29 protein-coding genes are annotated in these 25,710 nt (G+C 61.5%); 11 read left to right on the forward strand and 18 right to left on the reverse strand.

All coding sequences use genetic code 11. The features are described from left to right. Positions 1-101: 101 nt before the first annotated feature. The 12 genes from NW807_RS01705 to NW807_RS01760 all read right to left on the reverse strand — a co-directional run bounded on the left by NW807_RS01705 (position 102) and on the right by NW807_RS01760 (position 9,922). Entirely contained in the window at positions 102-821 is a 720-nt protein-coding gene (locus tag NW807_RS01705; protein WP_414405457.1) for a Stp1/IreP family PP2C-type Ser/Thr phosphatase, read from the reverse strand. Beyond that, positions 821-2,542 carry an ABC1 kinase family protein gene (locus tag NW807_RS01710; protein WP_414425118.1) on the reverse strand — a complete coding sequence of 574 codons (1,722 nt, stop codon included), beginning with the start codon at positions 2,540-2,542 and terminating at the stop codon, positions 821-823. Before NW807_RS01710 ends, NW807_RS01705 begins: the two co-directional genes overlap by 1 nt. Next, positions 2,539-2,850, reverse strand: a complete 312-nt coding sequence (locus NW807_RS01715; protein WP_414393277.1) for a DUF6825 family protein — start codon at positions 2,848-2,850, stop codon at positions 2,539-2,541. Before NW807_RS01715 ends, NW807_RS01710 begins: the two co-directional genes overlap by 4 nt. A gap of 139 nt (positions 2,851-2,989) precedes the next feature. Continuing rightward, positions 2,990-3,715: a phycobilisome rod-core linker polypeptide gene (locus tag NW807_RS01720; protein WP_414393278.1), complete on the reverse strand. Its 726-nt coding sequence runs from the start codon at positions 3,713-3,715 to the stop codon at positions 2,990-2,992. A gap of 42 nt (positions 3,716-3,757) precedes the next feature. Next, positions 3,758-4,399, reverse strand: coding sequence for a HEAT repeat domain-containing protein (locus NW807_RS01725; RefSeq protein ID WP_414425119.1), 642 nt, complete (start codon positions 4,397-4,399; stop codon positions 3,758-3,760). A gap of 43 nt (positions 4,400-4,442) precedes the next feature. Beyond that, the gene (locus NW807_RS01730; RefSeq protein WP_414411456.1) at positions 4,443-5,234 is read right to left on the reverse strand and encodes a HEAT repeat domain-containing protein; all 792 of its coding nucleotides are present in this window, start codon (positions 5,232-5,234) and stop codon (positions 4,443-4,445) included. Between the two features lie 64 nt (positions 5,235-5,298). After that, a complete protein-coding gene (locus NW807_RS01735; RefSeq protein WP_414393284.1) occupies positions 5,299-5,544 on the reverse strand; it encodes a phycobilisome linker polypeptide in 246 nt (81 codons plus the stop codon). Between the two features lie 220 nt (positions 5,545-5,764). Further along, the gene (locus NW807_RS01740) at positions 5,765-6,253 is read right to left on the reverse strand and encodes a phycocyanin subunit alpha (protein ID WP_414359365.1); all 489 of its coding nucleotides are present in this window, start codon (positions 6,251-6,253) and stop codon (positions 5,765-5,767) included. 120 nt (positions 6,254-6,373) lie between these two features. Then, positions 6,374-6,892, reverse strand: coding sequence for a phycocyanin subunit beta (locus NW807_RS01745; RefSeq protein ID WP_414393286.1), 519 nt, complete (start codon positions 6,890-6,892; stop codon positions 6,374-6,376). 391 nt (positions 6,893-7,283) lie between these two features. Beyond that, on the reverse strand, positions 7,284-8,099 hold the full coding sequence (trpA, locus tag NW807_RS01750) for a tryptophan synthase subunit alpha (RefSeq protein ID WP_414425120.1): 816 nt from the start codon (positions 8,097-8,099) through the stop codon (positions 7,284-7,286). Positions 8,100-8,160: 61 nt separating this feature from the next. After that, positions 8,161-9,576: an ABC transporter substrate-binding protein gene (locus tag NW807_RS01755; RefSeq protein ID WP_414425121.1), complete on the reverse strand. Its 1,416-nt coding sequence runs from the start codon at positions 9,574-9,576 to the stop codon at positions 8,161-8,163. A gap of 130 nt (positions 9,577-9,706) precedes the next feature. Then, positions 9,707-9,922, reverse strand: coding sequence for a hypothetical protein (locus NW807_RS01760; RefSeq protein WP_011430147.1), 216 nt, complete (start codon positions 9,920-9,922; stop codon positions 9,707-9,709). Positions 9,923-9,950: 28 nt separating this feature from the next. Here NW807_RS01760 and NW807_RS01765 point away from each other — a divergent pair, with 28 nt between their 5' ends. The 7 genes from NW807_RS01765 (at position 9,951) to NW807_RS01795 (ending at position 16,677) form a co-directional block, all read left to right on the forward strand. Further along, positions 9,951-10,745 (forward strand): class I SAM-dependent methyltransferase, encoded by a 795-nt coding sequence (locus tag NW807_RS01765; protein WP_414425122.1) that lies wholly within the window; start codon positions 9,951-9,953, stop codon positions 10,743-10,745. Positions 10,746-10,837: 92 nt separating this feature from the next. Next, the gene (locus NW807_RS01770; protein WP_414425123.1) at positions 10,838-12,196 is read left to right on the forward strand and encodes a histidine phosphatase family protein; all 1,359 of its coding nucleotides are present in this window, start codon (positions 10,838-10,840) and stop codon (positions 12,194-12,196) included. A 10-nt stretch (positions 12,197-12,206) separates the two neighbouring features. Then, positions 12,207-13,541 (forward strand): dihydroorotase, encoded by a 1,335-nt coding sequence (locus tag NW807_RS01775; RefSeq protein WP_414393298.1) that lies wholly within the window; start codon positions 12,207-12,209, stop codon positions 13,539-13,541. Positions 13,542-13,612: 71 nt separating this feature from the next. Further along, the gene (locus tag NW807_RS01780) at positions 13,613-14,707 is read left to right on the forward strand and encodes an L-threonylcarbamoyladenylate synthase (protein WP_414425124.1); all 1,095 of its coding nucleotides are present in this window, start codon (positions 13,613-13,615) and stop codon (positions 14,705-14,707) included. Further along, positions 14,677-15,207 (forward strand): 5-(carboxyamino)imidazole ribonucleotide mutase, encoded by a 531-nt coding sequence (gene purE / locus NW807_RS01785; protein WP_414405382.1) that lies wholly within the window; start codon positions 14,677-14,679, stop codon positions 15,205-15,207. Before NW807_RS01780 ends, purE begins: the two co-directional genes overlap by 31 nt. An 18-nt stretch (positions 15,208-15,225) precedes the next feature. Further along, on the forward strand, positions 15,226-16,038 hold the full coding sequence (locus NW807_RS01790; protein WP_414425125.1) for a hypothetical protein: 813 nt from the start codon (positions 15,226-15,228) through the stop codon (positions 16,036-16,038). A gap of 96 nt (positions 16,039-16,134) precedes the next feature. After that, positions 16,135-16,677, forward strand: a complete 543-nt coding sequence (locus tag NW807_RS01795; RefSeq protein WP_414425126.1) for a fasciclin domain-containing protein — start codon at positions 16,135-16,137, stop codon at positions 16,675-16,677. Positions 16,678-16,787: 110 nt separating this feature from the next. Here NW807_RS01795 and NW807_RS01800 read toward each other — a convergent pair whose 3' ends face one another. Next, positions 16,788-17,030, reverse strand: a complete 243-nt coding sequence (locus tag NW807_RS01800) for a hypothetical protein (protein ID WP_414393306.1) — start codon at positions 17,028-17,030, stop codon at positions 16,788-16,790. Positions 17,031-17,233: 203 nt separating this feature from the next. Here NW807_RS01800 and menD point away from each other — a divergent pair, with 203 nt between their 5' ends. Next, entirely contained in the window at positions 17,234-19,066 is a 1,833-nt protein-coding gene (menD, locus tag NW807_RS01805; protein WP_414425127.1) for a 2-succinyl-5-enolpyruvyl-6-hydroxy-3-cyclohexene-1-carboxylic-acid synthase, read from the forward strand. Here the strand turns inward: menD and miaA are convergent. Then, complete coding sequence (gene miaA / locus NW807_RS01810; RefSeq protein WP_414425128.1) at positions 18,966-19,952, reverse strand: tRNA (adenosine(37)-N6)-dimethylallyltransferase MiaA; 987 nt, start codon at positions 19,950-19,952, stop codon at positions 18,966-18,968. The two genes, menD and miaA, sit on opposite strands and share 101 nt — an antisense overlap. Positions 19,953-20,246: 294 nt before the next feature. Between miaA and NW807_RS01815 the strand changes: the two genes are divergently transcribed. Next, the gene (locus tag NW807_RS01815) at positions 20,247-20,933 is read left to right on the forward strand and encodes a hypothetical protein (protein WP_414425129.1); all 687 of its coding nucleotides are present in this window, start codon (positions 20,247-20,249) and stop codon (positions 20,931-20,933) included. Between the two features lie 67 nt (positions 20,934-21,000). Here NW807_RS01815 and rpe read toward each other — a convergent pair whose 3' ends face one another. Both rpe and NW807_RS01825 read right to left on the reverse strand, forming a co-directional pair. Beyond that, on the reverse strand, positions 21,001-21,711 hold the full coding sequence (gene rpe, locus NW807_RS01820) for a ribulose-phosphate 3-epimerase (protein WP_414393314.1): 711 nt from the start codon (positions 21,709-21,711) through the stop codon (positions 21,001-21,003). A 157-nt stretch (positions 21,712-21,868) separates the two neighbouring features. After that, complete coding sequence (locus NW807_RS01825) at positions 21,869-22,039, reverse strand: hypothetical protein (RefSeq protein ID WP_414405389.1); 171 nt, start codon at positions 22,037-22,039, stop codon at positions 21,869-21,871. 101 nt (positions 22,040-22,140) lie between these two features. Here NW807_RS01825 and NW807_RS01830 point away from each other — a divergent pair, with 101 nt between their 5' ends. Then, the gene (locus NW807_RS01830) at positions 22,141-22,536 is read left to right on the forward strand and encodes a VOC family protein (protein WP_414393318.1); all 396 of its coding nucleotides are present in this window, start codon (positions 22,141-22,143) and stop codon (positions 22,534-22,536) included. Then, complete coding sequence (locus NW807_RS01835) at positions 22,533-24,110, forward strand: NAD(P)H-hydrate dehydratase (RefSeq protein WP_414425130.1); 1,578 nt, start codon at positions 22,533-22,535, stop codon at positions 24,108-24,110. Before NW807_RS01830 ends, NW807_RS01835 begins: the two co-directional genes overlap by 4 nt. Here NW807_RS01835 and NW807_RS01840 read toward each other — a convergent pair. Both NW807_RS01840 and NW807_RS01845 read right to left on the reverse strand, forming a co-directional pair. Beyond that, positions 24,107-24,940 (reverse strand): undecaprenyl-diphosphate phosphatase, encoded by an 834-nt coding sequence (locus tag NW807_RS01840; RefSeq protein ID WP_414425131.1) that lies wholly within the window; start codon positions 24,938-24,940, stop codon positions 24,107-24,109. The two genes, NW807_RS01835 and NW807_RS01840, sit on opposite strands and share 4 nt — an antisense overlap. 49 nt (positions 24,941-24,989) lie before the next feature. Next, complete coding sequence (locus NW807_RS01845; RefSeq protein WP_414393321.1) at positions 24,990-25,547, reverse strand: DUF2808 domain-containing protein; 558 nt, start codon at positions 25,545-25,547, stop codon at positions 24,990-24,992. Positions 25,548-25,710 lie beyond the last annotated feature (163 nt).

Below are 25,710 nucleotides of genomic sequence, written 5' to 3' on the forward strand. Positions count from 1 at the left end.
TTTGCTGGGGAGATGACTGGCAAGCCCCTGCTTTTCACTGCCAGCGCAACTCCCACTCGTTGGATTTTGGGGTAAGGCCAACCTTGATTGAGGGGAGGACGTCACGCGTACTCGGCAACAACGACCGTGATGTTGTCCCGACCCCCTCGCTCTTTGGCTGCCTCGATTAACTCCAGGACAAGCTGCTCCAGGTCTGGCACCTTCAAGCAATATTCGGCAATGACTTCGTCGTCCAGCTCCTCGGTTAGTCCATCGCTGCACAACAGGAGGCGATCCCCAGGAAGCAGGGTAATGGGTTGGATAGCAGGTGGCCCTGTGTCAAGCCGGCCCAGGCAGCGCTCAAGGATGTGCCGCCAGGGGTGGATGCGGGCCTGCTCTTGGGTTAACTCCCCCTGGCGAACCGAGCGGGCAACTAGCGTGTGATCTTCCGTCATCTGCTGCAGCTGGGATCCGCGCAGGCGGTAGAGGCGGGAGTCGCCGATGTGAGCACTCCAGCAATTGTTGTTGGGATCCACCATCGCCACCACCACAGTGGTGCCCATGTCTGCCCGTTGCGGGTTTTCCCGCTGATCTTTGAGAATGGCCTCGTTGGCGGCTTCCACTGCTTCGCTGAGGAGCTTGGGCGCCGGCACCATCTCCCAGCCTCGATCCAAATAGGCTCGAATGGTCTCAACTGCCAGCTGGCTGGCTACGGCTCCTGCTGCATGTCCACCCATGCCATCGGCAACGATGAAGTAGCGACCTTCCGGATCGCAGTAGTAAGCATCCTGATTGCCGCTGCGAACCTTGCCTGGATCCGTAGCGCCAGCATAGCGTCGCATCACCTCAGCCGATCCAATTCCTTTGCCTTTAAGAGTACCCTGAGCAGCGCCGCGGCAGCCAAGACAGCCAAGGCCAGGGTGACCATCGCTAAAGTAGCATGCCCAGCCAAAAATAGCTGCGTGGCGCTAAGAAAAAAAGTTGCAAACAGCACCGCGTAAGTGGTGCCCCAGCCCGTCGAGTTGAGCTGACGCAGCAGGCGTTCCGTCTCACTGGAGCGAACCCGCAGGCGCAGCTCCCCCTGTTCCAATTTACTTAAGGCCGTCTCCAGGCGGCGGGGCAGGCTGAGGCTGGTGCTGGTAAACTCTACCGCCTGGCGGCTGACCTGAGCCAGCAGGGTTTCCCTCTCGGGGTGGCTACTGTTCATGAGCTCCTCTGCAAAAGGCTTGGCCACCTCAATAAAGTTAAACTCTGGATCCAGCCCTTTTCCCAGCCCCTCCAGGGTCGTGAGGGCTCGCAGGACAAAGGTAAAGGTGGCGGGGAAGCGAAACGGCTGCTCATAGGCCAGCTCGTAGAGGTCTTCGCTAATGGCCGCCACCGAGATCTCGTCCAGCTTGCTGGAGAAGGGTTTGTCTAGGAAGTGATCCAGAAGGTACTGCACCGAGCGGCGTACTGGTGCCAGATCGGCAGTGGGTACTAGAACACCCAGCTCCACCAGCAGGGCCACCACCTGGTCGGCATTCTTGGCCACCACTGCTGCTAGCATATCTGCCAGTTTTTCCTTGATGCCGGGGCGAAGGCGCCCCATCATGCCGAAGTCGTAGAAGATCAGCGTGCCATCTGGCTTGACGGCAATATTGCCAGGGTGGGGATCGGCGTGGAAAAAGCCGTCTTTGAGCAGTTGCCGCAGATAGGCCTCCGCCCCCAAGCGGGCCAAAGCCTTGCGATCCAATCCCGCCGTGCTCAGTGCCTCGTAGTCGTTAATTTTGATCCCTGGCAGGTATTCCAATGTCAGCAGACGGGGGGAGGTGTAGCGCCAGTACACCTTGGGAACAGCAATCTGGGGCATGTCGCGAAAGTTGCGGCGGAAAGTGTCGGCGTTGCGGCCCTCGTTGAGATAGTCCACCTCCTCCCAGAGGGTGCGGCGACACTCTTCGTAGATGCCAATCCAGTCGCGGCCCGCTCCACCCCACGGGGTGTGGTGCTGAAAAAACTCAGCAATGCCGCGACCGATCTCCAGGTCAATGGTAAATAGCCGCACCAAGCCCGGCCGCTGTACCTTCACTACCACTTCTTCGCCGCTTTTTAGCTTGGCGCGATGCACTTGCCCCAAGCTGGCTGCTGCCAAAGGGGTGGGATCGAAGTAGCTGTAAATCTGCTCAATGGGCTTGCCGAGCTCCTGCTGCACGATGGCCGCCACCTGTTCGTAACCAAAGGCGGGCACCTGGTCTTGCAGCTTGGACAGCTCCTCGACGTACTCGGAGGGGAAGAGATCGGCGCGGGTGGAGAAAAACTGCCCCACCTTAATAAAGGTAGGGCCGAGGTGGAGCAACGTCTCGCGGATCCAAATGGCTCGGGCGCGGCGGCGTTTAGCCTTTCGCTCTGGCGTGGGCTGCCCCCCATAGCTCCAGGCCTGCTGATCCAGCCAGAGATAGAAGAGCCAGGCCAGCACAAAGCGCCAGATGTCGAAAAGACGGCCCCAGCGGCTGTAGTTCTCTCGGGCCCACCGGTAGGCGGTATAGGGCTTAGCAGGCTTGGATCCCTTTGCTGTGCTTGCCTTCAAGCGTTTCGATTCCGGTACTTCTGCAACTCAGAGCGTAGCTGCGCCACCTCGGCCCGCAGGTCATCTAGAGTTGCCTGCAAATCCTCCACCTTGTAGGTGGACGAGGCCATTTCTTGGGTAGCTAGCGATGCTTCCGCCTCAGCTCGGGCCATGACATCCTGGGCAAAAGTCTGCCAGCCCTCCTGCAGCTCTGCCCATAGCTTGCCCACCTCCGCAGCAAGGTCGGCAAGAGCGCCTTCCCAACGCTCGCGCAGAACATCGGCCACTGCTTTGCCGACGAAAAAAGCTCGCACAACGGGATTCCTCATGCAGCCCAAGTGTTAAGAAGCATCACCCAGATTATAACGAATCTTGCCGCAACCGAACTGCCGAGCCCCCCAGCCAAACAGCCTCGGAGCATCGGCCCGGCAGTCCCGCAAGCAATTGTCCTAGAGAGCTTGTCTAGGGCTAGCGACGGTTGGTGGTCATGTCGGGAATCTTTAGATCGAAGACGCTAATGTTTTGCCGCGCTGCCGGCTTGGGGTTGAGCATGCGAGCCATGTTGAGGAAGTTCTCCGGATCGCCGGGCTTAGGCAAGCGAACAACCCGATAGGTGCGCACCACCTCCCGAGCCGAGGGCCTCACGCCGGAGATATCCCGCCAACGGGCTCCGTAGCGGGGGGTAACCAAGTTGGTCGGTTTCTCCGAAAGGCGGCGGCGCTGGTAGGGCACCACATCGTCCCCAAACGCAGCGTCGTACTCCTCGCTATCGACAATGGCGTCGATAAAGCCGTCTAGGCCGCGGGTGGCCAGAATGATGGAGTACTTGATGCGCTCCATTTGGCTGTAGGTGGGCCGACCCAGGAAGCGCTGGAAGGTGATCTCAACGAAGCGGTAGTTGTCGTTGGGAACCATGACCAAGTCGCGGTAGACCTCCGACTTGCCCAGGCCCCGGATAAACTCTTTTACCGAAATTGCTCCATTGCGCAGCTGGGATTCCAGCGCTTTCTGCCGGTAGCTCTCCAGCATCAGGTGCTCGCTGAAGATTTGGCGGTAGGCGGCGCGGATAACATTCTCAATGCCCGCCGGGTCATCGGGGCGGTAGACGGGCGGAGTTTCGTCGCTGGGTACAAAGTAGCGGTTTACCCGCTCGTTTTGCGTAGTGGGGCGATCGGCAATCAACGGAAGAGACATAGGCTGTGCTCCTAACAAGAAACAAACAACAAAGAAAAGAGCCTACGCCTCCCTAGCCAGTTCCTGCTGGCTTAGGCGAGCGCGGAGAGGGATCAGAGGATCCGCATCCTGCAAAGCTATCTGAAGGGCTGCCTCGGCAGCAGCTCGCAGAGAAAGTTCTCCCAGGCGGGCTAGATCCGTTAGGGCTGCAACGGCGGCATAGCGCACTCCCCAATCGGCATCCCCCAGGCATTGCCGCAGTAGCTGCAAAGCTTGCTCTTGATCGGACAGGGGTCGCTGGGCAGCCACCCGTCCCAGCCCGCGCGTTGCTGCCCGCCGCACGCTGGGGGCAAAATCGGCCACAATGGCCTCGACCAAAAAGGGGTAGGCATCCCCATGGCCAATGCGGGCTAAAGCTCGCACCGAGTAGGCCCGCGCCCCGTAGTCAAAGCCGTCAATGTTGGCCAGCAAGGGCTGTACTGCCGCTTCTCCAAAGCGCAGCACCTCCTCCAGAGCCGCCTCCCCTACAGCAGGACGGTTGAAGCCAAAAGCGCGAATGAGCAGGGGGATCCCTTCTACCTGTCCTAGGGATCCCAGGGCTCGCACCGCCCCTAGCAGCTCTGCCTCTGAAGTGGCCTGCTCCAGCTGGGTAGCCAGTTGGGCCACAGCAGGAGGAAGCCCTTGTGCAGCTGATGAAGAGGACATGACCAGCCTAGAAGCTAAGGTAGTAAGGTTAGAGGTTCCAGGTCTAAAACAGCTTGTCCAGCTGGGGGATAATTGCCGCTGCCACCTGATCTGGCGGCACCCACCCCAACTGCAAGGCCACGTCAAACAGCCGCTTTAAAGCATTGAGGCGCAGGTTGAGGGCTACGTTGGCGGTTGCCAGCAGGGATGCCCCCGCCAGCCAGCCCGATTCAGCCAGATCAAAGAGGGCCGCCTGGCGCAAGCTGAAGTTGGGGTGGGCTAGCAGCGCCACCAAAATCTGGGTCAGCTCCTCCGCTTGGGTAAAGCGATAGAGTACCCAAGCTGCTGCCGAGCGCACTCTTTCTGAGGGGTGATCTAAGAAGGGCCGAATGGCCGCTTCCGCTTCTGTGGCGTTGAGGTGGCCCAGCGCCTCAATGAAAGCCTCCCAAGGCTGCTCCTCTTGCGACCTTAACAAAGCTAAAAGAGGCTGCACCGCTCGCCTGTCTCCCAACTGGGCTAGAGCGTAGGCCGCCTCCTCTCGCACCAGCAAATCGCTACAGCTAAGTGCCTCAATTAGCCCAGGTACCGCCCGGACATCGCCAATCTGCCCTAGAGCTTTAGCGGCACTACGCCGCAGCGGATAGCCTCCCAACGCCGTGCGATCCCGCTCGTCCTGCAGCGCCAATAGCAAAGGCTCCACTGCCCGCGCCTCGCGAGTCGTGCCCAGGTACCAGGCTGCATAGTAGCGATCCTGCGGATCGTCTCCTTGCAGCCAAGCTATTGCTTGCTCCCAGGTAAGCTGCTGGGGCAGCACCGCCGTGTTGGAGGCTATGCGAGCTGTTGCCGAACCGTTCATGAAACTAGGGCAGCTCTCTCAACGACTGCTTGCCCAGAGCCACGCTCCAGCGCAGCCAGATCCTTCACTGGGAAGTAGGAGATCCCGTAAGAGGAGTAACCCGGAGAACCTTGCCACCCATCCGGAGAATGCGCTGCATCTCAGCAGACAGCCGGCTGTAGGGAACTGTAAGCGTAGCAGTGCTGCGGCGTACCTTCGCTGAGGTGGTCAGGGCATCGGGCGGGTTAAGGAGGCCAGTGTACTCAATCTTGTAAACCCGGCTACCGGCTTCTGTTAGAGCTTCCGGGCTGCTGGTGCTTTGACCAAACATGGCTTTCCCCCGCTGTTAACACTCCTGCTTATCAAAGTCGCATGGGCAAAAAGGAGCTTTTCCAAAGCGCTATCAAGCTGCTTTGCAGCAAGTTTAGGAATGCCTTCCCTCTGGCTTGAGCCTGCAGGCAAGCAACCCGGCTTTCTCCAGGCTGCTGCCTGCCAGGCAAACTGCTAGAAGGAATTGCTCCCCTGCCTAAGGAGCCCTAGCTTAGCCTCCCCTAGCTAAGGGCGTTGATGGCGTAATCGAAGTAGATGGCAGCTTCATTGGCCGCTTGGCCCTTCAGCATGCCCAGAGCACGGCTCTTCATGTGTTGCAGAGCCACAATGTACCAGCTGGGGGAAAGGTTAAAAGCGCGGTTCACTTCCCGCAGACCGGCCACCAGGTATTCATCGAGAGGACCAGTGCCACCGGCAACCAGCGAGTAGGTGATAAAGCGCAGGTAGTAGCCGATGTCACGGGCACACTTGGCCTGGAAGACCTCGCCATGCCCCATTTCACCCGGCTGGCTCAAGTAGGGGAAGCGCTTGAACACTTCCTGCACCGCTTCGCGCACCAGCGTCTGCTGGTTCTGAGTCAACACCCGAGCCGCTTCTAGGGAGGCAGCAGCCCGCTGGTAGCGACCGCTCACCGCCTGCAGCTCGCTGGCGTTGAGAAAGCGCCCTTGATTGTCAGCAGCGGCAATTGCTTCGGTGATAACGGTTTTCATTTGCAACTCCTCAATACATTGACTGTTAGTAAAAGCAACCAACAGGCAGCTCCTTTACTGCCCCGTTAGATTCTCGGCTGGCTATGAAAGAAACTGACCCTCGCCGAAAACCGAGATACCTTACAGAATGGCAGCAGCCGCCTTATCGAAGTAGCTGGCCACTTCGCTTTGGATTGCTGAGCAGTCGCCAGGGGTGATGCCGTTTGGATCCATGATCTTGGCCAGAGCTTCCCTCTTCATAGCCGCAATGGCATTGGCCATGGAGCTGGTGGGCACCCCCAGGGCAATGTAAGTTTCTCGCAGACCGTTCAGGCAGCGATCTTCCAGCACTGAGCTGTCCCCTGCCAAGGTGGCGTAGGTAATGTAGCGCAGGATAATCTCAAGGTCGCGCAGGCAAGCAGCCATGCGACGGTTAGTGTAGGCGTTACCGCCAGGAGCAATGAGATCTGGCTCCTGGGCAAACAGAGAACGGGCTGCGTTGACCACAATTTGGGCAGCGTTGCTGGTCATGCGATTGACGGCATCCAGGCGCTTGTTGCCTTCTGCCACCAAAGCTTCCAAACGGGCAAAGTCTTGTTCGCTTAGAAAAGCCCCACGTGCATCTGCCTGAGTAATCACCCGGGTAAAGGCGTCTTGCATAATGGATCTCCTTTTGTTTTTTTCCGAAGTCAAGGATGAGCGACTGGCTGATCCTCTCAAAAGCCAGCTACCGAGCCTTGCTGGATGCGGAATCCGCTTCCCAAAAACCGGGGATCCCGTGGAGGTTGCTTGAAACTCCCCCACTGAAGCCCCAGAGTTTGAGATCGGTCGAGAACTCCTGCAACCTTCAGACAGCCGAGCATCCAGGTCAATTTTATAGCGCGGGAGCGATGAGGATTTTGTGAAGATTTACAAACAAGCCGACACCGAAAGGTCTAGTCGGCTGCCGAGTTTCCAGTTCTAGAGTCCAGCGAGCAGAGAATTGGCCGGCAGGGGGCTAAAAGGATGTAAATATTTGTTTCATTCCCTTTGAGGGCTCCGGCTGCAGCCGTCAAAGGTGCAGAGTTCCCACTCCTTGCAGGGCAGCCTTGAGATCGCGGCAGAAGTAGGCAATCTGTTGCAGCCCCTGGGCAGGGGTGGAAGCTCTGGTCAGCCGCTGCACAAAGGCGCTGCCAACAATGGCTGCATCTGCTCCCCAGAGGGCGATCTGGCGGGCTTGCTCGGGGGTAGAGATGCCGAAGCCCACCCCAATCGGCAGGGAGGTGGATTGGCGCAACTGCTGCAGCAAGGCAGGGAGCCGCTGCTCCAGAGTGGATCGCTCGCCGGTAACGCCGGTGGTGCTGACCAGGTAGACAAAGCCGCTGGAGTGTTGGGCGATGCGCCTCATGCGCTCAGGGGGGCTGGTGGGGGCCACCAGTAAGATGAGGTCGATCCCCTCTGCCTGCGTCGCTTCCCGCAGGGGTTCAGCCTCTTCTAGGGGTAGGTCGGGGACGACTAAGCCGGCACAGCCGGCCTGGCGCAGCTGCTGCACAAAGGTGGGAATGCCGAGCTGGTAGATGGGGTTGTAGTAGGTGAACAGGATCAGGGGGGCCTGCAGCGAGAGGCCCTGCAACCCCTGCAAAATGGCGCCCAAGGTCACGCCCCGCCGGAGAGCACGGCTAGCTGCTGCTTGGATCACCGGCCCATCGGCCAGGGGATCCGAGTAGGGTACCCCCAGCTCGATAAGATCGGCGCCGCTCTGATCCAGAACCTGCAAAGCCTCAAAGGTGGTTTCCAAGTTGGGATCCCCAGCGGTGAGGTAGGGGATGAGGGCTTTTTCACCACGGCTGCGCAGCGCCTGAAAGCAGGCTGTGATCCGAGTGGGCATGGGATCCATTCGATTCTGAGGAGATTGAGAGCATCCCCCACTGTAGCGCCTGGCGGGATCCCTAGGGGAGAGGCACGAAATCGTAGCCGGTACCGGAGCGGTTGCCGGGCTCAACCCGCACCAGCACATGGGGAGCACTGCGGTCGCCGGAGGGCAAGAAGCGCACTTCTCCGGAAGCGCCGTCCGGCAAGCGGAAGTTCGGGTCGCCCAGGGCGGCGAGAACAGCGTTGCGGCTGGTGGCTCCTTGGCTGAAAGCTTGCAAGAAAACCCGGGTGGCATCATAAGCCAGAGCGGTGCGCCAGCTCACCTGCCCTCCCCAGAGCTGGGCTGCCTTCTGGGCAAAGCCGCGGTTGCGCGGCACCTGGGGATGCCAGGGTACCGCCACCACCAAGCCCTCTACCGCTGCTCCCCCTTCTTGCAATGTGGTGAGGCTGAAGAGCACATCGCCGCCCAGAAGAGCAAGGGGCTTACCAGCTACAGCGTTCTCGCGGGCTACGGCCAGCGCTTTTTCGGCTACGGAAGCCGTGGGAGCTAAAAAAGCTACCTGGGCTCCTTGGCCGACGGCCCTTTGCAGGCTGGCCTGGGGGTTGAAGTCCGACGCCGATAAGTCGAACTCCGCCAGCACGATGCCCCCTTCGCTGGTCAGGGTGGAGGCAAAGGCGTCCCGCAGGCTGGAGCTGTAGGCGCTGTTGGGGTTGTAGAAGATGGCCACCCTTTGCAGCCGCAACGTGTTGAGAGCATAACGGGCCAGTTGTGTGCCAGCCACTTGATCCGAGGGCACGGTGCGAAAAATGGCATCCCCCAGCATGCTGATGCGAGTGCTGGTGGAGGTGGAGGAGATCATCGCCAAGCCGGCAGGCTGATAAACCTCGGCTGCAGCCAGGGTGGCATCGCTGGTGTTATGGCCAATCACCCCCAAGATCTCAGGCTGCGCCACCAGGGCTTTGGCCACCGCTGCTGCTCGCTCAGGGTTATCGCCATCGTCGGCAATCACTACCCGCAGCAGCCGTCCTCCGATTCCCCCCTGTTGGAAAAGCTCCTCCTGAGCTTGCGCCACCCCGCGCAGGGTCTCTTTGGCGCGGTTGGGGTTGCTGGAGATGGGCACCACCACCGCCAGGCTCAAGGGACTGCCCTGCTGCTGGGCGCGGGCGTTGTTCAAGAAAATGCGAGCTTCTGGGTCGTTGCGGTTGCTTTGCAGACCCATCTCCAACACCGAGATGGCTGCGCTGAGGTTACCTTGGCGCAATAGCTCCGCCGCTGCCGTGGCCGTGGGGCTGCTATCGGCAAACAAGGTGCGCTCGCCGCTGGTCAGGAGCAGATCTTGTGCTCCACCCCCCAACCCTGGCAGCGACACCTGAGGCAGAGGGATCCCTTGCGGCCAGCGAACATAGCCCGCCCGCCAAGCACGATGACCGCCCCAGAGTAGCAATAGCCCCAAGGCAATGTAGACAATGGGTGGTGGAGACTTAGCAACCATATATAGAGAGAGAAAACGCTAGCTTTTGGCCAGCAAAGACACTGCTTGTATCCTCAGGAATCCTCAAAAGTCATCTTTCCAAGGATCTCTAAGGATCTCCGACTATGCATAGCATGAGTGCGGGAGTATGTCACGGATCGGGACGGTAGGAAGGGCTGTTGCGGTATTGGCGCTCTAGCTGCTCCACAATGGAAATGGGAACGGATGAGGTCTCGGAGGGCTCTTCTGGCGAGGTGCCGATCTGCGTCTCGGTCTCCACATTGAACTGCCGAGATGTTGCCCAAACCACTGCTGCAATCAGCAAAAGGACGATAGCGGCACCGTAAAGAAAGGCGACGATGGCCATCGGGTCAATGGTTTAGCTTTCCCCTTCCATGATAAAGGCTGTCGAGAATTACCCACTTCAGGATCCCTTAGAGCAAGCCCTATGGGACTGGCACCGAGGCCAGGCCAAGGGATCCCTGCGCTTGTACGCCTACAGTCTGGAGGGGATCCCTCTGGCGGAAGAGCCCCAGGTGGTCTCCGCCGAGGTGTTCTTCACCCAGGAGCTGCCGGAGGTGGAGGCCATGGCTTTGGATCTATGCCGCGGTCGGGTGCTGGACATCGGCGCCGGCACGGGCCGCCACAGCCTGCTGCTGCAGGAGGAAGGATTGGCCGTGGCTGCCTTGGATCGCTCGCCCGTGGCGTTGCAGATCATGGCCGAACGGGGAGTGCGCTGCCGCATTGCTGCCGATCTTTTCCACTGGGCAGGGCCGGAAGAGCCCTTCGACACGCTGCTATTGCTGATGAACGGCGCTGGCCTCCTGGGATCCCTAGAGGGGTTGGAGCGTTTTTTGTGCCGGGCTCGCCATTGGATTCAGCCCACCGGCCAGTTGCTTGTGGACTCTACCGAGCTCAGCGACTTCAGCGAAGAGGGCGACTCGGCGCGTCTGGAGGATCTGCTGCAGGATCCAGAGCCGACCGTTCCTAGGGACTTAGAGGGGGGGAAAGCAGAAACCAAGGTAGTGAACTTTGTGGCTGAGTACAACGGCCGGCGCGGGGATCCTTTCCCCTGGCTTTTTGTGGACCCAGAAACCCTGCTGCACTATGCCCACGCCAACGGCTGGCAAGGACAAATTCTCTACCAGGAGGCGGAGGGGGCTTTCCTAGCGCGGCTTACCCCTTTGTGAGCGGCTCATCTCTAGGGAGGCCAGCCAAACCCCACAGCAGGGCTCTAGGCGATACTCTAGTAAGGTGTTCTCGAGTTCAACCGGTGCAAACGATGGCTCAGCCTGCCCTGCGCATCCTGCTTGTGCGCCACGGTGAGAGCACCTTCAACGTCGAAAATCGCATCCAAGGTCGCTCCGATCTCTCTCGCCTCACCCCCAGTGGAGAAGCGCAGGCGCAACGGCTAGCTGAGGCCCTGACCGGGATCCCTTTGGATTACGTCTACTCTAGCCCTCTCTCCCGCGCCCTCGACACTGCCCACATTCTTCTCAAGGAGCGAGCGGGGGTCCCTTTGTTGATTAGCGAGCAGCTGCGGGAGATTGACCTAACGGAGTGGGAAGGCCTGACCTTTGCCGAGGTGAAGGAAAAGTACCCAGAAGAGTACTCCCGATGGCGGTACCATCCCGAGGAGCTGGAGCTAGGGGGACGCTTTCCGGTGCGGGATCTCTGGCAGCAAGCCCAGGGCTTTTGGCAACAGTTGGCTGAGCAGGTGCAGGCGGATCCCCGCTCAGAGCGAGGGAAGGATCCTAAGCATCCCCTCAACGTTCTTATCGTCGGCCACAGCGGCCTCAACCGTGCCCTGGTCAGCACGGCCATTGGCTTGGGGCCAGTCCACTACCACCGCCTGGGGCAAAACAACTGTGCCATTAGCGTCCTCAACTTTCCCCAGGGCCTGGGGGGGCCACCCCAACTGGAATCCTGGAACATCACCGCCCATCTGGGCCAATCCCTGCCCCAGCGCAAGCAGGGGATGCGCATTCTGCTGGTGCGCCATGGCGAGACGCAGTGGAACCGGGAGCAACGCTTCCAGGGGCAGCGGGATATCCCCCTCAACGCCACCGGCGAGGAGCAGGCAGCCAAGGTAGCCGAATTTCTGGCGGATCAGCCGCTGAATCTAGCCTTTTCCAGCCCCCTCAAGCGGCCCTGGGCTACTGCTGATGCCATTTGCCGCTACCACCCCAACCTCCTTCTGCGTCCAATGGTGGAGCTGCAAGAAATCTGCCACGGCGACTGGGAGGGCAAGCTGCAGAGCGAGGTGGAGGCCCAATACCCCGGCGAGCTGGAGCGCTGGCAGCGGGATCCTGCGGCTGTGCAGATGCCCAACGGGGAAAATCTCTACCAAGTTTGGGCCCGCACCCGCTCAGCCTGGGAAGAAATTTTGGCCACTACTGCTGCTCAGTTTCCTGAAGGTACGGCAGTGGTGGTAGCCCATGATGCCATCAACAAAGCCATCATCTGCCAGTTGTTCGACCTTTCTCCCCATGCCTTTTGGATCTTCAAGCAAGGCAATGGCGGCATTACCGTCATCGACTACCCGGAAGGAAAGGAGGGTGCCCCAGTCCTAAGAGTGCTCAACCTCACCACTCACCTGTCCGGCCAGATTTTCGACTGCACCACGGCGGGCGCTCTCTAGGGGGTAAGAGATGGGATCCCCTCTCCTTGCCGACCTGGGTTTGCCAGACATTTGCCTCCAAGGGGTACGCCTGTTGGATCCCTGCCGCCAGCGCGATGGCGTGGCTGACGTTTGGCTACGTCGGGGCCGCCTCCTGCTTGTCGAGGCAACGGCAATCCCCGCCAAGATCCCCCGTCTGGACGCCGCCGGCTGGGTGCTGGGCCCAGGCCTGATCGATTTGTACACCTCTAGTGGCGAGCTGGAAGACAATGGCCTCTCCGCTGGCCGCGAGACTCTCACTTCCTTGGCAGCAGCGGCGCGGGCAGGCGGCTTTACCCAAGTTGGCCTGCTGCCCACTCCTCTTGCGGGGACGGCAGCCTTTCCCGTGCTGGATCAGCCAGAGCAGCTAGGTCGCTATCGTCGCCGGCCTGGGGATCCTCGCTGGCTGCCCTGGGCTGCCTTGAGCTTGGGTGGCCGGGAAGAAGCTCCCAGCCCTTGGGGAGAGCTGGCCCGCGCTGGAGCCATTGGCTTTGTGGCCCGGCTTGGGGGAGCAGAGTCGCTGCGCTCCCTGGCCCTGGTGCGACAAGCTCTGGAGTACTTGCGGCCCTGGAACAAGCCCCTGCTGGTTTGGGCCTGGGATCCCACCCTAGGTGGTTCGGGCAGTCTCTACGAGGGGGTATGGGCTCTGCGCCTGGGGCTAAAGGGCATCCCAGCCAGTGCCGAGACCGCCGCCCTAGCCCGCCTCCTGGAAGTGCTGCGCAGCGTTCCCTCGCCGCCGCCAGTGCATGTGATGCGCCTCAGCCAAGCCCGCAGCCTGGAGCTTATCCAGCAGGCGCAGGCAGAGGGGCTGCCGGTTACCGCCAGTACCACCTGGATGCACCTCCTCCTGTCGGAGGAAGCTGTCTTCGAGCGCGGCTACGATCCCAACTTGCGCCTACTGCCTCCTCTTCCCCGTGCCGCCGACCGGGAGGCCCTCATTGCCGGGATCCGCAGCGGTAGCCTGGGCATTGCCGTCGATCATGCCCCCTACACCTACGAGGAGAAGACCCTGCCCTTTGCCGACGCACCCCCTGGGGCCATGGGTCTGGAGCTGGCCCTGCCGCTGCTGTGGCAGAACTTGGTGGAGACGGGAGCGCTGACGGCGCTACAGCTCTGGTCGGCCCTTAGCCTCTACCCGGCCCGCTGCCTGGGGTTGGAGCCGCCCAGCCTGGAGCCCGGCAGCGATTGGGTGCTCTTTGATCCAACCCATACCTGGACAGTTTCGGCAGCCACGCTCCGCTCCCACTCGCAGGCCACTCCCTGGCTGGGCAAGACCCTACGCGGCAGGGTGCTGCACACCCACGTGGAGGAAGAGAGCAAGCGCTGAGCTGCAGAAGGAGACATTGCCCTCCCCCTGGCTTGACAATGGAGGTAGGAAGGGGATCCCCAGCTTGCCCAATGCCAACGCAGATTCTTCCCCCCACCCCCGAGCACCTTGCCCTAGCCGCTGAAGCCCTGCGGCAAGGTCAACTGGTAGCCATGCCTACGGAGACGGTGTACGGCCTGGCGGGCCACGGCTTCAACGAACAGGCGGTGGCCACCATCTTTGCTGTCAAGGAGCGCCCCCGTTTCGATCCCCTGATCCTGCACCTGCCAGCTGGGGTCTGCCTTGAGGCGCTGGACGGGGAGCTGGTGGATCTGTCGGCTTTTACTGCCGCCGCCCGCGCTCGGCTGGGATCCCTTGTCGACACCTTCTGGCCGGGCCCGCTGACGCTGGTGCTGCCCAAGGGACCCCGGGTGCTGGATCTCGTCACCAGTGGCTTGCCTACAGTGGCGCTGCGGATGCCTGCCCACCCCGTGGCCCAGGCTTTGCTGCAGGCAGTTCAGGTGCCTCTAGCTGCCCCCAGCGCCAACCGCTTTGGCCGCCTTAGCCCCACCTCCGCCCAGGCGGTCTATGCCGAGTTGGCGGGGCGGATCCCCTACATTTTGGACGGAGGAGAGTGCAGCGTGGGCTTGGAATCGACCGTGCTTAAGCTCAGCCCTGACGGCACGTCCACGCTGTTGCGCCCTGGCGGGATCCCGCGGGAAGTGCTGGAAGCTCATCTCGGCCTGCCCCTCCAGACTGCACCGGACAGCAACCTAAGGCCCGAGGCACCGGGAGGGCTCAGCAGCCACTACGCCCCCACCAAGCCCCTCTGGTTGTTGCCTGTTGCCTTTGACCAGCTCCGCCCTGAGGAGTGGCAGCGGTTGCGGCAGGAGACAGCTGAACATGCCCACCTGGGCGTCCTCAGTTTCTCAGCCGATGCCCAGGCGCTGGCGGAAAGCTTTGCCCACCACTGGCCGGGAGTTGCGCTGACCTTTGAATGCCTGGGGCCGGATCCCACTGCGGCAGCGCGGGCTCTCTTTGCCAGCCTGCGCCGCTTGGACGAAGGGGCAGCCACCCTGCTGCTGGCTGAGCCCCCCCCGGTTTTGACAGGGCTGGGCTATGCGATTATGGATCGGCTACGACGGGCCAGCAAGCCATGGAAGACTCCCCTCTTGTCGCTATCGTAATGGGCAGCGATTCGGATCTGCCCACCTTGGCCCCCGCCGCTCAGGTGTGCGAGGAGTTTGGGATCCCCTATCTCCTCCAGATCCTCAGCGCTCACCGCACCCCCGAAGCGATGGTGGAGTTTGCCCGCAGTGCCCACACCCGCGGCATCCGCGTCATCATTGCCGGCGCTGGCGGGGCGGCCCATCTGCCGGGGATGGTAGCCTCCCTTACCCCTCTGCCAGTCATCGGGGTGCCGGTGTTCAGCCAGTCCCTGCAGGGGCTGGACTCCCTGTATTCGATAGTGCAGATGCCCAAGGGGATCCCCGTGGCTACCGTAGCCATTGGCAACGGCTATAACGCCGGTCTCTTGGCGGTGCAGATCCTAGCCAGCGGGGATCCTGAACTGCTGCAGCGGGTGCTTGCCTACCGGGAAAACCTCAAGCAGGCTGTGCAGGAGAAAAATGCCCAGTTGCAAGCTCAGGGGTGGAAAGCCTATCTCCGATCTGCCGACAGAGCATAATTAAAGCGTTGACCTGTCTTGGCGAAGAAAAAGTTGGGAGAGTTGCCGGCGGTGAAGAAGGGATCCAGTCGCCCCTCTTCTGGCCAGGGATCCTGGCAGGAGTATCTTCAGCGGGTTCAGAAAGGGGCAGAGGAAAGGGGAGCCCAGGCGGCGGGGTGGCTGCTGGGGGGATCGCAGGGGCGGGTTTTGGCGGTGTCAGGCTTGGCGTTGGCGGGGCTAGCCTTTTGGCACTGGCGCCTGGCCCTTTCCCTAGCAGTGGGCACTGGGGTGATGCTAGGGGTGTACGCGGCTTGCAGCCCTGAGTTTAGCCGCCGCTGGCAGGAGTGGCAGGCTTGGTTTCGCCAAGCTGACCGCTCCCTTTTGCTAGCCGTTACTGGTGGGGCAGCCGCCACCCTCGGCACCTACCTTGTGGTCTCAATCTGGGCAGAAGCCAACCAGCGCTGGCTGGCCACGGGCGCCATTGTGCAGGGGCTAGCCACCTTTGCCTTGCTGTCACTGCTGTTTTGGGAGTGGCTCAGCCGCCGGCAAGAGCGGCAGCGTTCTCAATGGGAGCGGGATCTTAGCGACATTGCTTCCCCCGATCCCTACAGGCGGCTGCTGGGGGTACGCCGGCTGCAGAGCCGCCTGCCCCATCTGGCTCCCGAACAAACTCGGCTGGCAGTGGATTATCTGCGCCTGGCCCTTGACCAAGAAACCGTGGCCGTTGTGCGGGAGGCCCTCTTGGAAGCCCTGCAGGGATGGGGGATCCTGCGCCGCCTTAACGATTTGACCAGTCCCAACCCAGCTGAAAGCGGCGGCGATCCCTCGGCAAGCCGCAGAGGCAACGCCTAAACAGCTAGCAGCTCCACCACGGGAAGTAAGGAACTCGAGCCAGAGGCTGTCCGTCGTAAAGAGTGTAAACCTACTCTTTACGGAGGGTTACATTCCATGGTTCGCAAGCTCTTCACGCTCTCTTTAGCCGTTGCCTCGGCCACGGTGTTGGCTGTGGCTCCTGGAGTCCATGCCAGCAGCCCTAGCCCAGCGCCTGCAAGCGCGAAGACTGCGGCTCCTGCCCAAAAAGCCAAAACCATTGTGGATGTTGCCACTGAGGCTGGCTCCTTCACCACCTTGCTCAAAGCCCTGGAGGCTGCTGACCTGGTGAAGACGCTCTCTGAGGAGGGCCCCTTCACCGTTTTTGCCCCTACTGATGAAGCCTTTGCGGCCCTGCCGAACGGCACGCTAGACGACTTGCTCAAGCCAGAAAACAAGGAGAAATTGAAGCGAGTGCTCAGCTACCATGTCGTGTCTGGCGAGCTTCTCTCTCAAAATCTAGAGGCCGGTAAGGTGACTACCCTTGCTGAAGTGCCGGTGGAGATCTCCGTCAAGGATGGGATCCGGGTCAACGACGCCAAGGTGGCAACCCCCGATCTCAAAGCCTCCAACGGCATTATCCACGTCATTGACAAAGTCCTCCTGCCACCGGAGAAATAGTCTTCTCGGCCTTGCAATCCTAAATCTAAGTCTGTAGAAAGCCTTCCTAGCACCCCCAGCTTCAAGGCTGGGGGCTTCGGGCGCGATCCCTGGCTTGGCTCTTGGGATTTCTACAAGTCAATACCAACGCTGGAGTTGTAGATTGCCTCCACCGACACACCGGCCACCCGCTGGGGACGCACGATCATGTACTCGTTGTCCATTTGCTTGGGCAAGGTGATGAACTCGTCCCCACCCACCATCAGTTGGTTGATCAGCTCTGTGTATTCTCTGGCTTCCTTGACCCGTACCTGCAGGGTCTGACCCCCTTCCAGCATGATGTGAACGAGGTAGCCATCGGGTTTTCTGGGCATGGGCGCTCCTGCTTGGCTGCAGCAAAGGTCGATAAACATTATTCCCCCCTTCGAGAAACTTGACCAACCTCCGGCTCCTCCTGTCGGCAGGAGGCCATAACAAGCGGTGGATAGGAGAGGGGGCTTCCCCGGGGTGGTCGATGGGCCTACAGTAACAGGATGTGCCCATTTTGGGTTCTTTCCCGCTACCTCTTGTGGCTGGAATGGCTGACACGCCTTGCCCTCAACGGCTGGACTGGCGCAACCTCAACACCCTCTGGAGCTCCGTTTTGGCCGAGACCTTGAGCCGGCTGGGCTGTCGGGTGGCGGTGGTGTGTCCGGGATCCCGCTCTGCCCCCCTCACCTATGCTCTGGCGCAGCACCCTGAGATCGAGGCCATTCCGGTGCTGGATGAGCGGTCGGCGGCCTTCTTTGCCCTTGGCTTGGCCCAGCAGCTGCGGCAGCCCATCCCGCTAGTGTGTACCTCTGGCAGCGCCGGCGCCCATTTTTTCCCCGCTCTCATCGAGGCGGCAGAAAGTGGTTGGCCACTTCTGGTTTTGACGGCGGATCGGCCGCCGGAGCTGCGCCACTGCCGCGCCGGGCAGACCATCGACCAGGTGAAGCTCTACGGCCACTACCCCAACTGGCAGGCGGAGCTAGCCCTGCCCAGCGCCGACCTAGAAGCTCTGGCCTACCTGCGCCAGACCGTCATTCACGCCTGGGAGCGTGCCCTCTACCCTTTCCCGGGTCCAGTGCACCTCAACGTGCCTTTGCGGGAGCCCTTGGCTCCCATTGCTGACAGCAGCACCGCGCCCCTGGCCCGTTGGCAGAAAAATCCGGAGTTTGAGAAGAGCTTTTTTCGGGGGGTTGCTCCGGCCGGATCTTCCTGCCAGGCGCTGCGGGGCAGTCCTCAGATGGAGAGGGCTTCCTTTTGGCAGGAGTGGTGCAGCTGTGAGCGGGGAGTGATCTTGGCAGGGCCGGCCCAAGCGGCGGATCCCCGCGCCTACGCTGAGGCAGTGGCCCGTCTGGCCCTAGCCCTGGGCTGGCCGGTGTTGGCAGAAGGCCTTTCCCCCCTGCGCAACTACGCTTCCCTTAACCCCTACCTCATCACCACCTACGATTTTCTCCTCCAGGGAGAGCAGCCCCATCTTTGGCCAGAGCAGGTGATCCAACTGGGACCCTTGCCCACCAGCAAGGCCCTGCGGCAAACCCTGGCCCAAGTCCAACCCCGCACCTGGCTGCTCGACCCTCGGCCCCAGAACGCCGATCCTCTCCACAACTCCACGACCCACTTGCCCTTTGCCGTGGAGGAGGTGGCGGCAGGGATCCCGGCAGGCAAAGCCAAAACAACCGCTTTTCTGCAAGCCTGGCTGCAGGCGGAAGCAAAAGCTCGGGTTGAGCTGGATCGGCTGCTGGCAGCTCTGCCGGAGTGGTTTGAGGGCAAGATTGCCTGGTGGCTGGCCCATCACCTGCCGCCGGAGACGCCGCTATTTATTGCCAACAGCACACCGGTGCGGGATGTGGAGTGGTTTTGGCCACCCAACGACCGCCGCATCCGGCCTTACTTTAACCGCGGCACCAACGGCATCGACGGCATCCTCTCGACCGCCTTTGGGGTGGCCCATCGCCAGCGCCCGACGGTGGTGCTGACCGGGGATCTGGCCTTTTTGCACGACTGCGGTGGCCTGCGTCTTGCCCAATGCCTTCAGGGATCCCTGACGATTCTTCTCATCAACAACCAGGGGGGCGGTATCTTTGAGCTCTTGCCCATTGCCAAGGCGGCTCGCCAGGAGCCCAACCCTCCCTTTGAGCCCTACTTTGCCACCCCCCAGGCCGTGGATTTTGCCCTCCTCTGCCAGGCCCATGGCATCCCCCACCGGCGGATAGAGACCTGGGAGGAGCTGGCCCAAGCCTTGGATCCCTTGCCGACCCAGGGGGTGCGGGTGTTGGAGATCCTTACGGATCGGCGGGCGGACGCGCAGCGACGGCAGGACTGGTTAAGGACTCCGTCCCGCTATCGCGAACAGCGCTGGTCTGAGCGGCCATCCACGCCGTAACCCGGCTCCAGATTTGCTCCGGCAGATCCTCGGCCTCGCAGTCCAGCCATTGGATCCCTGGCATGGCCCGAAACCAGGTCATCTGCCGCTTGGCAAACTGGCGGGTGCGCCGCACAATCAAAGGCTGCAGCTCTGCTTCTGGGATCCGCCCTTCTAGGTAGGCGCCAATCTCCGCGTAGCCCAAGGTTTGTAAGAGGGGCAGGTCTGGCCCGTAGCGCTCCCGCAGCGTTTTCACCTCCTCAATCCAGCCTGCTGCCAGCATTTCTGCCGTGCGCCGAGCAATGCGTTGTTCCAGACGGGGCATTGGGCAGCGCAGCCCCAAGATGAGGATGGGGTAGCTGGGAGGATGGGCCTGCCTCAGGCGGGAAGCTGGCTTGCCGGTGGTGTAGATGATCTCCAAAGCCCGCAGGGTGCGCACCGTGTCATGGGGATGGATGTGCTCGGCGGCAACGGGATCCAACTGCTGCAGCCAGGCGTAGCGGATCTCGGGCGGCCACGTCTCTAGTTGGGCGCGCAACTCGGGCTGCGGCGGAACTGCCGGGATCCCCAGCCCTGCGGTAATGGATTGGATGTAGAGCCCCGTCCCCCCCACCAGAATGGGAGTCTGTCCCTGCCGATGGGCCTCGGCAATGCGCGACTGGGCCGCCTGCTGAAACTCGGCCACGGTGTAGGTGTGGCGGGGATCCACAAAGTCCATCAACTCGTGCGGCCAGAGGGCCCGCTCAGCGGGGGTAGGCTTGGCAGTGCCGATGTCGAACTCCCGGTAGACCTGGCGAGAGTCGGCATTCAGCAGAGGGGATCCCAGCCGCCGAGCCAGCAGCAACGCCTGACGTGACTTGCCAGTGGCGGTGGGGCCGGCGATAACAATTAGCCCTGGAGTTACCATGCCGGAAGTGTTACTTTGTTGCACTGGGTGGCAGACATTCAGAACCTGCAAAAATTGATGCAAGGCAACAAAATTTCTAAAAGGCTTTAGCTCTGTGGCTAGAATAGACTTCCTAACAGCTTTGGGCTCTTTGAAATTGCGGTGATCTCATCTTACGTTCCAGCTTTTGTTGGGTTGGACACTCAGCTTAGGCTGTCTCTCCAGCTCCCGAGGCTAGCCCCATGGCTGCTTGCCTGGGTCAAGCCTGGTCTCGGCTACCTGGGCTGGGCAGTTGGGGCAGGGGTCCTAGCGGCGTTGCTGGCGTGGAAACCTTGTCCAGCCCTGGCGGAAGTTTTGGTGCTCAAGCAAGGAGAAGTGCGCACTCTGCCCTTGTTGCAAACGCGGGCCCGACCCTCCTTGCAGATGGAGATGCTTTATCTAGGCATGGTGGAGGAGCGCTTCTTAGGCTACGCCCACGCCAACAACTGGGAGACTATTTCCAGCGACCGAGAGGATCCCCGCTGGAGCCGCTGGCAACTGCGACCGGGCGGTGAGGCCCTCTATCTGCCGGATGCCCCTTCGTCGCGGGATCCCTCAGAGCCCCCCCTCTATGCCCGTGGGTTTTATGTAGAGGCCTACTTCATGGGCGGGCGGCTAGTGGGGATGCACCTCATTTACAATCCGGAAGAGCCAGGCTTCAATTTCAGGCAACTGCAAAGGCTTGTTCGCGCCTGGTTTCCCGATAACCGCCTAATGTTGCACTACCAGGTGCTGCCAGAGGATCCCGACCAGCATGTCCTAAGGGCCTACTGGGGCACCATCCCTCCCCCTTACCTTGCCGACATTCAGCGCAACAGCCGCCTGCCCTTCTGCCAGGTTTTTTTCAGCCCTACCTCGCCTCAGCCGCTTGTTCCCCCCTCTGCGCCTCCTCACTGCCTAGGTCAAGCTGAAGCAGGTGCCTCCCCTGCCGCTGCCCAGAAGAAGACGGCCGCTCTGCGCTAAAGCTTTGCGCGGGCTAGGGCTTGAGCTGAGGCTGCTTGCGGCGTTGCCGGCCTACGGGAAGAAAGCCCTAAACCGTCACCAGCTCGGGGCGGCGGCTGTGGCGAATGGCGCGAATGGCTTCCCCGTAGTCCTTGGCCTTGAATACGGCTGAGCCCGCCACCAGGGCATTGGCCCCCGCCTCGATGACCTGCCAGGCGTTGCTGGCCTTGATGCCGCCATCCACCTCGATCCAGGGATCCAAGCCCCGCTCGTCGCACAGGGCCCGCAACTGGCGAATCTTGGGAACCACCGCCGAGATGAAGCTCTGGCCGCCAAAGCCAGGGTTGACGCTCATGATCAACACCAGGTCCACCAGATCCAGCACGTACTGAATCAGCTCCAGAGGGCTGGCCGGGTTGAGCACCACACCTGCCTGTTTGCCCAGATCCTTGATTTGGCTGAGGGTGCGGTGCAGGTGGATGGTGGAGCTGGACTCGGCGTGAACGGAGATGATGTCGGCCCCCGCCTTGGCAAAGTCGGCCACATATTTCTCCGGCTCCACAATCATCAGGTGGACATCCAGAGGCTTGGCCGTAACCGGGCGCAGCGCTTCTACCACCAGCGGGCCGATGGTGATGTTGGGCACAAAGCGGCCATCCATCACATCTACGTGGATCCAGTCGGCTCCTGCCTCGTCCACTGCCCGCACTTCTTCCCCCAAGCGGCTAAAATCGGCTGAAAGAATAGAAGGGGCGACAACGATCGGCTTTTGCCCAGAGGCTGCTGAGGGCTGAGTCATGGTGAGTACCCAAGGTGTAAACCGCAAAACAGGGGAGCCTGCTCCTCTATGGTACGGAGTTTGATCCCCTTTGCAAAGCACCACCCGGCTTCTAGGGGATCCCGACAAAGCCGGCCCTGGCCAGTTGCACCCTCCGGAAAACTTGGGCCAGAGGCTCTCAGCGATCCGGCGGCTGCGCGTTGCTCTGAGGCTCTGGAGAGGCTTGCTCTGAGGGAGCTGGCTTCACTTTTTCTTCTAGCCGCAGGGCAAGCTGCTGCAACTGCATATAGATGCTGTTGACGGCCAGCATGGCCAGGACAGTGCCGAAAAACTTGGTGCGGGATCCCATAGACCAACCCCTGGGCAAGGCCAAGCGCTCGTTGCCCTAGCTCCAACTTAGCGCACAGGCGGAACAGACCCTCAGAGAAGAACTTCATTAGACCTAGCGTCATGCCTGCCTATCAGCACTTACATACTGCCCTTTGGGTTAGCGATCTGGCCAGGGCTGAGCATTTCTACGGGACGGTGCTCGGGCTCCCCAAAGCAGAGCGGTTTCCCTTTGACTTTCCCGGCGCTTGGTACCAGGTGGGCTCCTCTCAGATTCACTTGATTGTTACTGAGGAGCCGCTTGACCAAGGGCAGCCAGCCAGTGGGGGCAGCAAGGCGAAGTGGGGGCGCCTTCCCCATGTGGCGCTGGGCGTGGAAGACCTGGAAGCGGTAAAGGCCCGCCTGCTGCAGGCAGGCTACGAGGTGCAGCCAAGCGCTTCCGGGCGAGCGGCGCTGTTTGTTCGGGATCCCGACGGGAACGTGATCGAGCTAAGCTCCCTAAGTCCCCCTCAACCATGACTGCGATGACAGAGCCCCATTCGCCCCAGCGGCGCGGCGCCCTGCCCCTCTTTGACCCCTCCACTGCCCTAGTCAGCTCGGCCCAAATGCGCTGCCTCGAGGAGCAGATCTTCGCTGCCGGCATGCCTGTGGCCGCTCTCATGGAAAAGGTGGGCCTGGCCGTTTTTGCCCAGTTGCGGCAGGATTTCCCCCATGCGCAGCGCATCGGCATCCTCTGCGGCACAGGGCACAACGGCGGCGACGGCTTGGTGGTTGGACGAGAGCTGCGGCTGGCCCAAAAGGAGGTGAAGGTTTGGCTGGGCAAGCCGGATGATCTCAAGCCCCTGACTGCCGACCACGCTCGCTATCTCAGGACGCTGGGGGCGGAGTTTGTGGATCGGCTGGAGGAGTTGGCCGACTGCGATCTACTGATTGACGCCCTGTTTGGCATTGGCCTAAACCGGCCCCTGGGGGATCCCTGGGCAGAGGCAGTGGAGTGGGCCAACGGCAGCGGCATTCCCATCCTCAGCCTGGACCTGCCCTCTGGCCTCAACGACCAGACAGGCAAGATCTGGGGCTGCTGTATCCGCGCCAGCTACACCTATGCCCTGGGCCTCTGGAAGCGGGGCCTGTGGCAGGAGGCGGCTCTGCCTTGGGTAGGACAGCTGCGTCGCATTGATTTTGGGATCCCCCCTTGGGCCTGCCCGGCGGAGGCGGTTCCCCAGCTATTGCTGCAACCCTGGCCCCATTTCCCCCCCGATCCCCCCTTGGACACCCACAAGTACCGCCAGGGATCCCTGCTGCTGGTAGCAGGCTCGACGGCCTATGCCGGGGCGGCAGTGTTGGCCGGCCTGGGATCCCGTGCCAGCGGCGTGGGCATGGTAACCCTAGTGGCGCCGGCGGAGTTGAAGGAGCTGATCCACAGCGCTTTGCCGGAGGTGTTGGTGCACCCCTGGGAAGGGATCCCTTCTTTGCCGCTAGTAGCTGAGAAGCCCTTCCAGGCGGTGGCGGTGGGGCCAGGCCTTGGGGAAACCCGCCAGCTGCTTTTGGAGATCTTGCTGCGGGATTGGGCCGGGATCCCCTGGGTGATCGACGCCGATGGCCTCAATGCCTTAGCGGAGATGGGGGTGGAGCGCCTGCCAGAAAACGGGATCCAAGCTATCCTCACCCCGCACCTGGGGGAATTTCGCCGGCTTTTTCCTGGGATCTCGCTTGAGGATCGCCTCGAGGCAGCCCAAAAGGCAGCAGCCCAGAGTGGGGCGGTGGTGGTCTTGAAGGGGGCACGGACGATAATCGCCTCTCCCACAGGGGAATGCTGGGTAAACCCGGAGAGCACACCGGCCTTGGCTCGCGGCGGCAGCGGCGATGTTTTAACTGGCTTAATCGGTGGACTAGTGGCGCGCAGAAGGGCCCAACTGGGTCAGGCGATGGGGATCTCAGAGCTACTGAGTTGCGCCTGTGCCGGGGTGTGGTGGCATGCCCAGGCAGCTATCCAGCTGGTGGGGGAGCGGGGTCCGACAGGGGTGGATCCGGCCCACCTAGCGGAGCACCTGCCCAAAGCGCTGCAGATTCTGCGGGGACAAAAGTCGGTCTAAGGTTGCAAGAACCCCAGGGCCAGTCCCAAGAAAATGAACAGGCCAAAACCCATCCGATAGACAACAAACAGCCAGGTGCTGCTGCGCTGCAAAAATCGAATGAGCCAATCGATGGACCAGTAGGAGAAGACAAAGGCCGAGAGCGTCCCCAGCCCCTGCGCTAGCAGCGCCTCTGTCCTGAACTCGGAGACGAACTCCTCTACCCCGGCCAAAAAGAGGGCGGGGATTCCCAGCAAGAAGGAGTAGCGGGCGGCAGCCGAGCGCTGCAAATCGAGCAACAGAGCCGCCGTCAGCGTCACGCCGGAGCGGGATACCCCTGGGATCAAAGCCAAGGCCTGGGCCAGCCCCACCCAGATTCCATCCCAAATGCCTAGGCTGTCTAGGCCTCGCCGGCGTTTCCCCACCCGTTCTGCCCAGCCCAAAGCTAGGGCCAAGCCAATAGCGGCAGCAGCGATCACCCACAACTGGCGGGGCGGAGATCCCCAAATGGCCTTGACGGCCCATCCGGCCACCCCAATCGGCAACGTTCCCACCAGGATCCCCATGAGCAGCCGCCAAGACTCCTGCTGGAAGTCTCGCTCTTGCCAAGCCCTCCAGGAGCCAAGGAGCAACTGGCGCAGGTCAGAGGCAAAGTAGATCAACACTGCTCCCAGACTGCCCAACTGGATCACCGCCGCAAACGAAGCTCCCGCATCTGGCCAGCCCAGCAAAGCCGGAAACACCCGCAGGTGGGCTGTGCTGCTGATGGGCAGGAATTCGGTGATCCCTTGCACCATGCCTAAGAGCAGGGCCTGCCACCAATTGGGATACCAGAGGTCGGCCAGCACCAAAGACCGTCTCTCTCGATAGACCAGGCTGCCGTCTGGAGGAGAGTTCCCCTCAGAACGTGAGCCGCTCGGGATCGTCGATGGTAATCAGCCAGTTGCCCACCTTGCGGAAGAGGGGGTTGGGCTCTGTCCCCCGCACCCGCGCCTCTACCCGGTAGATGCCAGCAGCGGAGGGATTGCGCACATTGGAGAGCACCAAGCGGATCTCCTGGCCGGCGGCAATGGGTTGACGGGCTACCACCTCCAAAGAGCGAAACTCCTCGTTCCAGTACACTTCCGCCAGCTCCACCGGCTTGCCCTCCGCCTCTAGGCGCACATTCTTCGGGTCGATGACGGCATCGAAATTGCTATCCGCCTTGATCTGCACCTCTGCCACCGCCACATTTTGGGGTGGGATCTTCAGGCGATAGCGATCCAGCCGGCCGCGAATGCCGCGAAAATCCAGCCGATAGCTGAGGACAGGCACCCCCTCGCTGCCAGTGATGACAAAGCCCGACTGCGCCCTTGCCGAAGGGAGCAACAGCAGGGATCCCACTAGGCCTGCCAAAGCCAACCTTGCCCCCAGCCAAGGCAAGCAAAGACTCTGGGAATACTTCACCGCTCTCAACACCCAAGCTTCCCGAAAGACTTTGACTCAAGCAACCCCTGCTGCCGACCGAGCAAGCAGCAAGGCCATGAAGATGGAATCAAGTTGCTGTCTATTGTAAGGGGGTGAGATCCGCTCTGAAAGACTTATACAACGCTGGACAAAAGCGGACTTTTGCTCCAGGTTG

The organism is Synechococcus sp. R70.1 (assembly GCF_047461675.1).
GTDB lineage: Bacteria > Cyanobacteriota > Cyanobacteriia > Thermostichales > Thermostichaceae > Thermostichus.